At 40.6% G+C, this 12,998-nt stretch carries 16 protein-coding genes; 3 read left to right on the top strand and 13 right to left on the bottom strand.

The genetic code is table 11. The features are described from left to right. Window positions 1-198: 198 nt before the first annotated feature. From HT714_RS09855 to rpiA, 6 genes are all read right to left on the bottom strand, one after another. Window positions 199-2,946 (bottom strand): thiol-activated cytolysin C-terminal domain-containing protein, encoded by a 2,748-nt coding sequence (locus HT714_RS09855; protein ID WP_173226615.1) that lies wholly within the window; start codon window positions 2,944-2,946, stop codon window positions 199-201. 43 nt (window positions 2,947-2,989) lie between these two features. Then, complete coding sequence (locus tag HT714_RS09680) at window positions 2,990-3,199, bottom strand: hypothetical protein (protein ID WP_240148104.1); 210 nt, start codon at window positions 3,197-3,199, stop codon at window positions 2,990-2,992. Between the two features lie 201 nt (window positions 3,200-3,400). Continuing rightward, on the bottom strand, window positions 3,401-4,210 hold the full coding sequence (locus HT714_RS06170; RefSeq protein WP_173226616.1) for a purine-nucleoside phosphorylase: 810 nt from the start codon (window positions 4,208-4,210) through the stop codon (window positions 3,401-3,403). Further along, window positions 4,207-4,767, bottom strand: a complete 561-nt coding sequence (locus HT714_RS06165) for a DUF1697 domain-containing protein (RefSeq protein ID WP_173226618.1) — start codon at window positions 4,765-4,767, stop codon at window positions 4,207-4,209. Before HT714_RS06165 ends, HT714_RS06170 begins: the two co-directional genes overlap by 4 nt. Before the next feature lies 1 nt (window position 4,768). Beyond that, entirely contained in the window at window positions 4,769-5,980 is a 1,212-nt protein-coding gene (locus tag HT714_RS06160) for a phosphopentomutase (protein WP_173226620.1), read from the bottom strand. 13 nt (window positions 5,981-5,993) lie between these two features. After that, complete coding sequence (gene rpiA / locus HT714_RS06155; protein ID WP_173226622.1) at window positions 5,994-6,677, bottom strand: ribose-5-phosphate isomerase RpiA; 684 nt, start codon at window positions 6,675-6,677, stop codon at window positions 5,994-5,996. Between the two features lie 231 nt (window positions 6,678-6,908). Between rpiA and HT714_RS06150 the strand changes: the two genes are divergently transcribed. Beyond that, window positions 6,909-7,094 (top strand): hypothetical protein, encoded by a 186-nt coding sequence (locus HT714_RS06150; protein ID WP_001068557.1) that lies wholly within the window; start codon window positions 6,909-6,911, stop codon window positions 7,092-7,094. Between the two features lie 112 nt (window positions 7,095-7,206). Here the strand turns inward: HT714_RS06150 and trxB are convergent, their stop codons facing one another. The 7 genes from trxB to HT714_RS06115 form a co-directional block, all read right to left on the bottom strand. Then, entirely contained in the window at window positions 7,207-8,118 is a 912-nt protein-coding gene (gene trxB, locus HT714_RS06145) for a thioredoxin-disulfide reductase (RefSeq protein WP_173226624.1), read from the bottom strand. A gap of 65 nt (window positions 8,119-8,183) precedes the next feature. After that, window positions 8,184-8,408: a DUF4059 family protein gene (locus HT714_RS06140; protein WP_000926599.1), complete on the bottom strand. Its 225-nt coding sequence runs from the start codon at window positions 8,406-8,408 to the stop codon at window positions 8,184-8,186. Window positions 8,409-8,485: 77 nt separating this feature from the next. Continuing rightward, on the bottom strand, window positions 8,486-9,229 hold the full coding sequence (locus HT714_RS06135) for an amino acid ABC transporter ATP-binding protein (RefSeq protein WP_000590982.1): 744 nt from the start codon (window positions 9,227-9,229) through the stop codon (window positions 8,486-8,488). Beyond that, on the bottom strand, window positions 9,229-10,029 hold the full coding sequence (locus HT714_RS06130; protein ID WP_001103449.1) for an amino acid ABC transporter permease: 801 nt from the start codon (window positions 10,027-10,029) through the stop codon (window positions 9,229-9,231). Before HT714_RS06130 ends, HT714_RS06135 begins: the two co-directional genes overlap by 1 nt. A gap of 157 nt (window positions 10,030-10,186) precedes the next feature. Continuing rightward, window positions 10,187-10,543 (bottom strand): arsenate reductase family protein, encoded by a 357-nt coding sequence (locus tag HT714_RS06125; protein ID WP_000889092.1) that lies wholly within the window; start codon window positions 10,541-10,543, stop codon window positions 10,187-10,189. 12 nt (window positions 10,544-10,555) lie between these two features. Next, window positions 10,556-11,065 carry a methylated-DNA--[protein]-cysteine S-methyltransferase gene (locus HT714_RS06120; RefSeq protein ID WP_173226626.1) on the bottom strand — a complete coding sequence of 170 codons (510 nt, stop codon included), beginning with the start codon at window positions 11,063-11,065 and terminating at the stop codon, window positions 10,556-10,558. After that, on the bottom strand, window positions 11,065-11,559 hold the full coding sequence (locus HT714_RS06115; protein ID WP_173251651.1) for a GNAT family N-acetyltransferase: 495 nt from the start codon (window positions 11,557-11,559) through the stop codon (window positions 11,065-11,067). Before HT714_RS06115 ends, HT714_RS06120 begins: the two co-directional genes overlap by 1 nt. 134 nt (window positions 11,560-11,693) lie before the next feature. Between HT714_RS06115 and HT714_RS06110 the strand changes: the two genes are divergently transcribed. Both HT714_RS06110 and HT714_RS06105 read left to right on the top strand, forming a co-directional pair. Next, window positions 11,694-12,140 (top strand): DUF1836 domain-containing protein, encoded by a 447-nt coding sequence (locus HT714_RS06110; RefSeq protein WP_173226630.1) that lies wholly within the window; start codon window positions 11,694-11,696, stop codon window positions 12,138-12,140. Beyond that, window positions 12,137-12,784, top strand: a complete 648-nt coding sequence (locus tag HT714_RS06105) for a hemolysin III family protein (protein ID WP_173226632.1) — start codon at window positions 12,137-12,139, stop codon at window positions 12,782-12,784. The genes HT714_RS06110 and HT714_RS06105 overlap by 4 nt, the downstream gene beginning before the upstream one ends. The last annotated feature ends 214 nt before the right edge of the window (window positions 12,785-12,998 follow it).

Here is a 12,998-nt window from a genome sequence, read left to right as displayed (position 1 = left end):
TTGAGCTGACTTCGTCAGTTATATCTACAACCTCAAAGCAGTGCTTTGAGCAGCCTGCGACTAGTTTCCTAGTTTGCTCTTTGATTTTCATTGAGTATTAATTTTGTTCTTTCACAGAGAGCTACCTGAGTTCTATTCAAGCTCAGGTAGTTCTTATCTTATAAACTAAATCATCCCATTATTAAATAGTAGGATTTTTTACAAGACATCGTCATCAGAAATCTTAGAATTTAATGTTGTTCCCCAATGGGTAATTTTACGGTGGGGTTGAGCTAAAATTGGTCTGTTTTCATAGATTGTTTGCCATCTATTCCATAGTAGACCTGTCTTTTTCTCAATCTTAATTCGCAGATTTCTCATATTTTCTTTGATTGGGAGGTTGAGGACAAAACCTGCAGTCTGGTTGCGACCGTTTCCTTCCCAAGAACGACTACGAACAACTTGGTGTCCATCTTTATCTACTGTAACTTCTTCCCAAGTTATAGAGTAGCGGGCAATATAAGCTCCACTATGTTGAATTGTCAATGTTTTGTCTTTCACAGGCGTCTGACTGATTGGTTGAACTGGCTTAGAAACTTGTGTCGCCGTCTCACCATTCGTAGCGATAAAGCGGAAAACTTCTACTTCTGCAAGACTGAGGGCTTGATTGTTCTTACGTAGTTGCACACGAACACGGCGTCCCAATTTCCCATTTAATTGAACATCCAAGCTCGTTCCGTCAAGTTTAGAAACATACTGTCTAGCAACTTCTTTCCCTTTTTCATCATACAAAATCACATCAAAGTCTGACAGACGTTTAGAAAGTTCTCCATCCCCACGGTTATGAAGGCGAACAAGTCCTACCTGTTCTGTACGACCTAAATCAACTTCCCACCAAGGCTGGTTTTCAAATTTTGTATGGGTAATTGATTGCTGGCTATAACTACTATTGGTATTGCCATCCAAGGCACGACTAGCATCTCCTCCAAAATCAGTAGAACTTTGCTTAGCTTGTTTTTTCCAAGCGATATTCTCAGCACGATACACTTGGACTTCTGCAAGACTGAGAGCATTATAGCCTTCTAGCTCAATTCGAACATAGCGCGCTTTTTTATGGTTAATCGCAATTTGTGCTGACACATCTTTAAGAGATGTTATGCGTTTTCTCTCAATTTCTTTACCAAAACTATCTAAAAGAATGACATCAAAGTTTGCCAATCTATCCTGGGCAGTGTCTGTGCGGTTGTAAATATTGATTTGGCGAATGGTTTCTTCTTTAGCCAAATCTACTTGCCACCAAGGTTTAGATTGGAAATTGGTATGAGTGACAGAATTGTGACCATAGTTACCATCAACTTTGCCATCCACAGCTCTTCTAGCATCTCCTCCGAAAGCTGTCGAACTTTGAGTAACCTGTTTTCCTAAGGCAATATTTTCCATTGGTTCAGCGCTTGGTTGACTAGAAGATTGAGGCAGAGTCTGTTTCTTAAAGAATCGCACTTTATCCAATTTCGGATCACGATAACCATGTTTATCCAAGGTAGCTCGTTTACCAATATTAAAGTTAGGAATATCATTCATTCGACTTTCAAAATAGCCACGAGAACGGTGTTTAAAGCGTGAATTACCTGTAAATGTAACAATATCACGATCATTATGAATCAAGGGAGTCACAACATTATCATTATCAACCACATAATGCTTAATTTTTCCACTAACAGCTAATTTACGGCTTTCCAAACCAACATCCCAGAAACCATTCTTAGCATTCCAAACAGTTCTGGAAGTAATCACTTTAGGAGCACTGAAAGTCGTCACTTTCCGTAATACATGGTTATAAAAATCAGGATATTTTTGGTAAGCTTCAACCGCTGCAATCTGAGCTAGGTAGCCTCCAAGAGAATGACCTGTCATATACAACTTGGTAATACTTGTATCCTTGGCTAATTCCCCAACAATCTTACGGATATCATCCGCTTGAGCTGGTTTATTTCCGCCTAATAAAACCAAATCTGCACTTAAGTCCTTGGCGTCATTAACTCGCGTTCCACGAATAGCCAACATGTGCACCGTTCCATCTTTGAGATAAGGAAGGTCGCTCTTGGTCTCAAATAAGAAAGCATCCAAGCCACTATCTGTATGGTAGGCTTTTTTCATCTTCCAGAAAGGAGCCAATTCATTGTGCATGAGTTTGTATTCTTGACGGTCAAGATAGAGACTAGGGAAAGGATTCTTATGATCTAAAATTTTCTCAATATAATCATCGTCTCGATAGGCTAACTCCATAAAGAGAAGAGAATCACGGTCTGTGACATACCATTCTTTCTTATTGTCATCTTCTCCATCTGCCAAACCATCCCCATCACTGTCTGCTAGCAAGGGATGACTGTTATATCCTAGATAATCCTTACCATCTTTGTTGTAAACATAAAGTTCATCTTTGTTTTTGAGGCCATCTTGGTCATCATCCCCTTCCAAATCAAGAACTTTTTCACCATAGAGAGATTCATCAATCAAATCATTTTCTAAATGCAATTCCCCTTTGGAAATCTTCACCAAATCTTCTGCGGTTAGAGAACGAGTATTTGTTGGTTTTTCTGTCACAACTTCTTCTTTAGTTTCTTCTACAGGAGCATGAACAGGTGAGTCTTGAACCGGCTCGGTTATCTCTACTTTTGACTCTTCCCTTTTGTTTTCAAGAACTTCACTTGCTTCCGGAAGCGGTTGAGGAGCTAGTCTTGGCTCCTCTCTAAGAGGAGTTTCTCGTTTTGGAGCAACATTTTCCGGCTCTCTCAATTCCTCCTTAGAATCTGGCACTCTTGTTGCCACTTCAGATGTTACATCTTGTTTTACTTCATTGGCTGAAATTCCAGCTGGAGCTAGAAATGCGAAGCCGACTGCAACAGATACAACTCCGATACTTAATTTTTTTATGCCAAAGCGCATAATTCGTTGACCAATTTTCATTATTTCTTATCTTTCTTTTCGTTTATTTATAAGCAGACTCAAACTAAATCTCCTTGTCCCCTATATAAGACAAGGTTGAGAAATTCAGAAAGTAATACTCTTCGAAAATCTCTTCAAACCACGTCAGCGTCGCCTTACCGTAGATATGGTCACTGACTTCGTCAGTCTTATCTACAACCTCAAAACTGTGTTTTGAGCAACCTGCGGCTAACTTCCTAGTTTGCTCTTTGATTTTCATTGAGTATAAATTCATTCTTATCTTTCCTTATCATCCTAGTCTGCTTGGTAGGAAGCTAATGCTAGTATCCTAGAATCTTGTCTTTCACAATGCTAACTGTCAGACTCTTTCAGGTACAAGAGTAGGAAGAAACCCATAGTCTACCTATGTTTCTTCTTTGTTCCGAATAGTCAACCATGAAAGGAAAGAGGCATTCCCCCTTTTAAATCTTTTTTCTTACAATTCTGCAAGAATAGCTTTAAGCAAGCCTTTGAAATCACCTTTGACACGTTCGGTTACTTCTACAACTTCTTCGTGATTGAGTTCTTCTTGGAAACCAGCCGCAAAGTTAGTAATACATGAAATTCCTAGAACTTTCAAACCTGAGTGGGCTGCCACGATCACTTCAGGAACCGTAGACATACCAACCGCATCTGCTCCCAGTGTCTTATAAGCACGGATTTCTGCTGGTGTTTCATAAGTTGGACCGGTTACACCGATATAGACACCTTCATCAAGCTTGATACCAAGTTTTTTAGCCACTTCATGGGCAGTAGCACGGTATTCTAGAGTGTAGGCCTTAGACATATCTGGGAAACGAGGACCAAAGTCATCCAAATTTTCACCCATCAATGGGTTTTGCCCCGTCATATTGATATGGTCTGAGATAGCCATCAAGGTACCAGGGCCATATCCAATACCACCAGCTGCATTGGTTACAATGACACCTTCACATCCAAGAACTTTCATGACACGTACTGGGAAAGTCACCACTTCCAGAGGATTCCCTTCGTAGAAATGGAAGCGACCTTGAAGAGCCAAGACCTTGCGACCTGCCAGCTCACCATATACCAATTTCCCAGCGTGACCAACTACTGTTGAACGGCCCCAGTTTGGAATCTCAGCATAGTCTACTACAACTGGATTTTCGATTTCTTCTGCCAATTCTCCAAGACCTGACCCAAGGATTAGACCGAACTCAAGTGCTTGAATTCCCTTGTCTTTCAGGAAGGCAGCTGTTTCATTGATTTTATCTAAAAATGTCATTGTGTGTCTCCTTTATTAGTTTTTAGCATTTGACCGATTTTGTCAAAGGTTTTGGCATTGCGAATAGTAATATTGCGATAGAAAGGCACCTTCAGCAAGTACTTGTGATAGGCAGTTTTAGAGTAGGTTTCTTCAGAGAATTTTCCCCAGAAAATACCAAGTCTTCCAAAATGAAGCACCTCATCTTTCAGCTCTAAACTTTCAACTGTCGCGATGACTTGCTCCACGTCCAAGCCCTCAGTGTAAAAGAGGACGTCTTTTCGTGCCAAATCTTCATTCCACCAAGCTGGTAGATTCTCCACTTCTGCTTCATAGTCTTCTTGACTCATTAGGGAAAATCTCTGAATAAATGGATAATGGACTGCAAAGAAAGTCTCTAATTTTTCAATCAATTGGGATTTTGAGTCTGCCGAAGTAAAGAAAATATTGCCACTGTTGATGTAGCTTTCAACCTTTTCCAGTTCCAATTCTGTCAGTTCTTGACGAAGCTCCGCCATGACGACCTTATTCTTGCCACCAACATTAATACCCCTCACCAGCAAAGCATAGTGCGTCATTTTATACCAATTTATCTAAGAAACTTTCCCCAATCATGGCTGTTTCAACACCAAAGTTATCGGCAACAGTCGCTGAAATATCTGCAAAATGTCCTACTGGAATGACACCATGTCCTTTAAAAGCAGGACTGTAAGCCAAAAGTGGGATATATTCCCGAGTGTGGTCTGTTCCTGCATAGGTTGGGTCATTTCCATGGTCAGCAGTAATCAAGAGAAGGTCGTTCTCTCGCATGGCTGCGATAATTTCAGGCAAGCGTTCATCAAACTCATGCAAGCAATCACGATAGCCATGAGCATTACGACGGTGGCCGTAAAGGGCATCAAAGTCAACCAAGTTTGTGAATGAGAATCCTTTTTCAAACTCAGCAAGGCCCATGGTCTTCAATAATGTATCAATTCCGTGGCTGTTTGACTTGTTGTGGCCCATGTCATGATTGATACCAGCTCCGTTAAAGATATCGTTGATTTTACCAACAGCATAAGTATCGATACCAGCCTCATTCAATTTATCCAAAACAGTTGGGGCAAATGGAGAAACGGCCAAGTCACGACGGTTAGCTGTACGAGTGAAGTTACCTGGCTCACCCACATAAGGACGGGCAATGATACGACCTAGAAGAGCAGGACGCTCAAGGGTAATCGAACGAGCGTATTCACAGATACGGTACAATTCATCAAGAGGAATGATGTCTTCGTGGGCAGCAATTTGCAAGACTGGGTCAGCTGAAGTATAGATAATCAACTCTCCAGTTTCCATCTGACGTGGTCCAAAATCATCGATAACAGCTGTTCCTGAGTAAGGTTTGTTTGCTTCACGAATGACCTTGCGTCCTGAAAATTCTTCGATTTTTGTCAAGATTTCTTCTGGGAACCCGTTCCAGAAAGTATCGAAAGGCTCCGTAATGTTGAGTCCCATGATTTCCCAGTGTCCAGTCATAGTATCCTTACCAAGAGATACTTCCTCTAATTTTGTTGCATATCCTGTTGGACTGCTTTCTGCCGGTACAGTCTTAAGAGGAGTTTCACGAGGAATATTTCCAAGACCGATTTTAGCCATGTTTGGCACATTCAAACCAACTGATTTGGAAATGTGTCCCAGTGTGTCAGAAGCTCCATCTGGAACCCCTGCATTGACAAAGTTATTAGCATCTGGTGCAGCACCGATTCCTACAGAATCCAGTACCACCAAATGAATACGATTAAATTTAGACATCTTATGCCCCCTTCTATTTTTCTTTTCTTGAGGTTAAAGTCTGAACCCCATCTCGTCCAGCAACGATGACCTTGTCCACCATTTGGTTGAATAAACCGTGCTCTACGACACCAACGACATGGTCCAATTCTTGTCCGAAAGCAATTGGATCTTCAATGACATCCAAGGCAAGATCGATGATAAAATTCTGCATATCGGTCACAAAACGTTGGCCATCTTTTTCACGGAAACTTGGTTTGTAGCCAGCTCGTTCAAAATGACGAAAGACCTGCTCTGCACCATACTGAACCACTTCTACTGGCAATTTAAAAGCACCTAGTTTCTCGACCAGCTTGCTTTCATCAACTACCCAAATGTATTCTTTTGAGGGCGTTGCTACAACTTTCTCCATCAGAAGGGCACCACCACCGCCTTTGATTCCGTTAAACTGACTATCCACTTCATCTGCACCATCAACCGTCACATCGACAAAGTCTACTTGGTCAATAGACTTGAGTGGGATATTAAGGCCTTCTGCCTGTTTAGTGGTCACACTAGAAGTTGTTACAGCTGTAATCTGCAGTCCTTCTTCCTTGATACGACGACCGATTTCTTCGACAAAATAATAGGCAGTCGAGCCTGTTCCAAGTCCAACGACCATTCCATCCTTGACAAACTCAGCAGCCTTGATACCTGCCATTTTCTTCAGATTTTCCACTCAAACACCTCCATTAAAGAGCTATTTCTATTATAACATGTATCCGTTTTTATTTCATGGATACACTAGAAAAAACCGAACATTTTTATTTTTATGTCTACCTTGTTTTGGTAGTTAGAATCTTAGTTATGAGAACTTGTAGATAAAAACAGGTCCTAGCCAAAAGTAGCAACAGTTGATTTTTTACCATAAAGATGATTAAATAGGTAAGTATAGAAAAGGAGAAATAGGATGAACCCATTAGATTTGTTTAACCAAGTAAAAGAATTAATCGAAACAAAAGATTTCGAAGCTGCAAAGACATTTGTTGCAGAAAACCAAGACCAACTTGGAGAATACTTCTCTCAAGCTCAGCAGTTGATTTCTGGTTCTGAAGGTCTTGATGGCCTCGTTGGAAAGATTAAAGGATTTTTCTAAAAATATAAGAGGCTGGCAAAACTCAATTTCAGTAGAAAATGAAATTAATTTTCCCACAATAAAGCGCATAGTGTCAAATTTTTTGTAAATCTGATACTATGCGTTTTTATAATTAACTATGTTCTGTGATAAATTTATAAGCTTCTTGACCAGCGATAGCTCCATCTCCAACTGCTGTTGTTACTTGGCGAAGATCTTTCAAACGAACATCTCCAACTGCAAAGATACCATCAACTGCAGTTTTCATGTGGTTATCTGTCACAATCCAACCTGCCTGATCTTGAATATTCAATTCTTTAACAAAATCGCTAAGAGGGTCCAAACCAACATAGATAAAGACACCACCGAAGGCTTGCTCTGTCACTTGACCTGTTTTCACATTTTCAAAAACGACAGATTCTACTCTGTTTTCACCCTTGATTTCCTTAACTACAGAATCCCAGATAAAGCTAATTTTCTCATTCGCAAAGGCGCGATCTTGTAAAACCTTTTGGGCACGAAGTTGGTCACGACGGTGAACAATGGTAACAGTCTTAGCAAAGCGAGTCAAGAAGAGGGCTTCTTCAACAGCTGAATCTCCACCACCGACTACCAACAAATCTTGGTCACGGAAGAAAGCGCCATCACACACGGCACAGTAAGAAACACCACGACTATTCAGTTCTTCTTCTCCAGACACTCCCAAAGGACGGTGTTTAGAACCAGTTGCTACGATAACGGTACGTGTTTCATATGTTTGGTCATCAGTCATCACTTTCTTAAAATCACCATGGTCTTCTATATTTTCAACATAACCATAAATGTGCTCAACACCAAGATTTTCAAGCGGCTCAAACATCTTCTCTGCCAATTCTGGCCCACTAATATTAGCGTATCCTGGGTAATTTTCAATATCAGATGTATTATTCATCTGACCACCTGGCAGACCACCTTCAATCAAGGCTACTTTCAAATTGCTTCGAGCAGCATACAAGGCTGCAGTCATACCTGCAGGTCCAGCACCGATAATAATAGTATCGTACATATAGATTCCTTCTTTCTTGTTGTAACTATCTTTATTCTAACTCTTTCTTGTCAATCACGCAAGGATTATGCTTTGAAAACAAGAATTAAACTCATAACCGCAAAGGATAATACTGGAACAACCAAGACACCAATCATAATCATATCATAGAGATGGGCTTGGCGAGCCTTGGCTGTCTTATCCACTCCCGACATGGCTCTCAGTCCAATCCAAATCCCTAAAAAAATCAGGACGAGGATGGTGGTCAAGATCAAACTCTCGAAATATAAAGAAAATAGTTGCAGTAGCATGATTTCTCTCATTTCTATCTTTTTTAAAGAGTAAACTCAGCTAGTCCAGCTAACTGAGTTTTTCTTTATCTATTATATCAAATATAAGTCCGTTTGTAACTAGCGAAGAATTCTTTTGTCCGCTCTTCTTTAGGATGGTGGATAATCTCATCTGGTGTTCCAGACTCGATAATTTTCCCCTTATCTAAGAAGAGAATCTTATCAGCCACTTGGGCTACAAAGGACATGTCATGACTGACCAAAATCATGGTTTGACCTGACTTAGCAGCATCTGCAATAGATTTTTCTACTTCACCAACCAATTCTGGGTCAAGGGCTGAAGTTGGTTCATCTAAGAGCAAGACATCTGGTTTCATGGCAAGAGCACGCGCGAGGGCAACCCGTTGCTTCTGTCCACCTGATAAATGGCGAGGATAATGGTTTTCACGGTCCGAAAGCCCAACCTTAGCCAACTCTTCCTTGGCAATCTTAGTCGCTTCTTGGTCGGATAATTTCTTAACAACAACCAAGCCTTCTTTCACATTATCAAGTGCTGTTCGGCGTTCAAACAAATTAAACTGTTGGAAAACCATGGACAGCTTACGGCGTAGGGCAAGTATTTCTTCTTGAGTAATCTTAGAAAAATCAACTGAGAAATCATCAATCTGAATAGAGCCACTGTCAGGTGTTTCAAGATAATTGAGACTGCGAAGGAAAGTTGATTTTCCAGCTCCTGAAGAACCAATCAAGGCTACAACTTCCCCTTTTTGAATATCCAAGTTCAGATGATCCAAGACAGTCTGTCCTGAAAAGGATTTGCTTAAATTCGAAATCTTAATCATTAACGAAGGTCTCCTTTCACATCTGTTTGCACTGTATCGGGTGCAGAAATAGCCATTTTTCTCTCGATGAAACGACCGAGGCTTTCAATTCCGATATTGACTACCCAATAAACAAGGGCAACGGAGATAAAGCGTTCAAAGTAACGATAATCGGCACCACCCAAAATCTGAGCTTGGGCAAATACTTCCACAACACCCGCACTAAAGGCTAGGGAAGTTCCCTTGGTCAAGCCGATTAGGGAATTGATTAAGGTTGGAGTCGCCACAACGGCCGCATTTGGAATAATCACGCGACGATAAACTTGTGCTCGGGTCATGCCCAGACTGCGTGCCGCCTCAATCTCACCAGGATTGACTGAGAGAATGGCTGCACGAATGGTTTCACTGGCATAAGCCGCTTCATTAAAAGCAAAGGCTACAATCGCAAAAGCAGCGGCTGGAATCGCATTGATATTGAGACCAGTCCCCCATTGCTGATTAAGGGCTTTCAAAGCCAAAGGAATTCCGTAGTAGGTCAACATGAGTTGCACCAAAATCGGTGTCCCTTTTAAGAAACTAACAAAGAAGGCCTGCAAGGGATATAAAATTTTGACACGATTGATTTTCACAATGGCAAAAAGAAGTGCCAAAACCAAGCCAAAAAGGGCACCACCAATTGTCAACATAATCGTTGTTGGAAGTTGTTGGACAATTCTCGGAATTCCATCAAAGACCGAACGCAGGCTAAAAAGCTTGCCATCCGGAATCAATTGCATCAAGTTTTGGTACCAATCTGATGCTAAAATCGTTGTAACATTCATAAAAACATCCTCTCCTGATAATGATTCATTCTACCATACTTCTGCCGTCAATGAAATTATTTGCTACGGTCAGATACAGACTTTGTCTACCTACTAGTTTATCATACTTTGAAACAGGGAGGTTATATATTTTATCTATCAAAGAGATAGATAAAAACTATTTCAATCCCAATTCTTCATAAGGTTTTCGATAACCGATTTGCTTAACAGTTCCATTTTCTACTAAAATGGGCCGTTTTAACAACATACCGTCACTTGCTAGCAACTCAGCCGCTTCTTGGTTCGATAAACTTCCTACCTTATCTTTCAATCCTAATTCACGGTATTTGATTCCACTGGTGTTGAAAAATTGCTTCAATTCGAAACCTGAGGTCTCTAACCAGTTTAAAATGACTTCTTGGCTAGGTGTTTCTTCGACGATGTGGACTGCTTTATAGTCCACACCGAGTTGGTTTAATTCTTGTTTTGCTTTTTTACAAGTTGAACATTTTGGATATTCGATAAATTCTAACATGTCTTTCACTTTCTATTTTATATCTTTAAAATCTGCGTCTTCATGCTCCAAGAGCCAAGCTTTCTTTTCCACTCCTGCAGCATAACCTGTCAGACGCTTGCCTGCTCCTAGCACACGATGACAGGGTACTAGGATGGACCAAGGATTGCGTCCTACCGCTCCGCCAATTGCTTGAGCAGAAGCCACTTGCAGGTCTTGGGCTATTTGTCCATAGGTCACTGTCTGACCATAAGGAATTTCCTGTAAATAGGACCAAACTCCCTTTTCAAAATCCGTTCCGATTGGAGCCAAGGGCAAGTTGGATAAATCCTGAGACTTGCCTTTAAAGTAATCATCTAAGCAAGCAATAACTGGGTCTAAAATGGGATGACTAACAACTGCTTCTATCGGCTCATCTCCTAGCCCTCTCTCAAAATGCTTCTGCTCCTGCACCCAAATTCCATACAGATATTGCTCGTCGGCAACCAAAGACAAGGTTCCTATTGGCGAAAAGTAGTGCATTTTTACATACTTCTTTTGCATTATTTCTTCAATTTTTGATAGGCCAAGCGTTCGCCATCAACTGGAACCTTACCAACCTGTTTAAATCCGAGTTTTTCAAAGATATGCTGCATGGCCTTGTTTACAACATGCGTATCTGAGCGAAAATCTAGATAATCAAATCCTTCAATCAAGCCCTCTAAGAAGGTTTGAGCAACTCCTTGTCCCTGCACATCTGCTGCCACAGCGATACGGTGAAAGACTAGGTACTCTGACTCCCCAGCTTGCCAGTTGCCTTCATAAATGGCTTCATAGGCTGCCTCTGGACTCTTGGTTACAGCAGCATAGGCTAATAGTTCTCCTTCTTCCAAGGCTACATAGGCTTGGCCTGAGATAATATCATCGATAATAATGTCTGCTTTTGGATAGCCATTTTGCCACTGGTCACTACCAGCATCCGCTAAACATTTTTTAGCATCCTCCATCACCTGCATGATGGCATCTACTTCATTTGGAAAAGCTAATCGAATCTCCATCTTTTCTCCTCATTTCTGACTAGTTTCTCCCATCATAGCATAATTTAAGCCTTTTCACAAGCAGTTAAAACTTGACTTTTTGTTTTTGTTATTTTATAATCTGTTTATCAAAACTAGATAAAAAGGAGTTTGAAATGAAAAGTACCTTTTCCTACCCAAAATGGGCAGAAATTCCAAACATTGACCTCTATCTGGACCAGGTTTTGCTCTATGTCAATCAGGTCTACGCCCCTATTTCTCCTGATAAAGACAAGGGCCTAACAGCATCTATGGTCAATAATTATGTCAAACATGGTTACCTGACAAAGCCTGACAAGAAAAAATACCAACGCCAACAAATTGCCCGTTTGATTGCTATCACAAGCCTCAAGTCTGTATTTTCTATTCAAGAAATAGCCCAGACACTTAATACTCTCCAAACTCAAGCAAGTTCAGACCAACTCTACGACGCTTTTGTGGATTACATGAACCAAGGAATTGATCCAGCTAACCCCATTATCCAAACCAGCTGCCAAACCGTTAAACTCTATCATCAAACTCTAGCCTTAATCCACCATACTGAAGAGGAGGTAATCCGATGAACAATAGTCTTAAACTCAGCAAACAACTCAGTTTTGGAGAGGAGATTGCTAATAGCGTGACCCATGCCGTAGGTGCAGTCATCATGCTCATCTTACTCCCCATTTCATCCACCTATAGTTATGAGGCACACGGATTTTTATCATCTATCGGCGTTTCCATTTTCGTTATTAGTCTCTTTCTCATGTTTCTATCATCCACCATTTACCACTCTATGGCCTATGGTTCTACCCATAAATACGTTTTGCGAATCATCGATCATTCTATGATTTATGTTGCCATTGCTGGCTCTTATACGCCAGTCGTATTGACTTTAATGAATAACTGGTTTGGCTATCTGATTATTGCCATTCAGTGGGGAACGACCATCTTTGGTATTCTCTATAAAATCTTTGCTAAAAAGGTCAATGAGAAATTTAGCCTTGCTCTTTACTTGATTATGGGCTGGTTGGTTCTAGCTATCATTCCTGCCATTATTAGTCAAACGACACCAATTTTCTGGAGTCTCATGGTAATTGGCGGACTCTGTTATACAGTTGGGGCTGGATTTTACGCCAAGAAAAAACCTTATTTCCACATGATTTGGCATCTCTTTATACTAGCTGCGTCCGCACTCCAATACATCGCCATTGTTTATTACATGTAAAAATAGGTCGGGACAAAAAATCCCAACCTCATTTTTTTATTCTCTATGATGTTTTATACTCAATCAAAATCTAAAAATCACTCTAATCCATTTTATAATATCTACTATCGTGCCGTCGATTATGGAATACTACTTCCCTACCAGTATATAAATCAGAATAGTTAAATCATAATCATCCGTTGATGAACCGTACATAACGAATCAAGACAGACAA

It is taken from the genome of Streptococcus sp. 3705, assembly GCF_013277145.1.
In the GTDB taxonomy this organism is placed as follows: Bacteria; Bacillota; Bacilli; order Lactobacillales; family Streptococcaceae; genus Streptococcus.
This window is presented reverse-complemented; position numbering and strand designations above follow the sequence as displayed.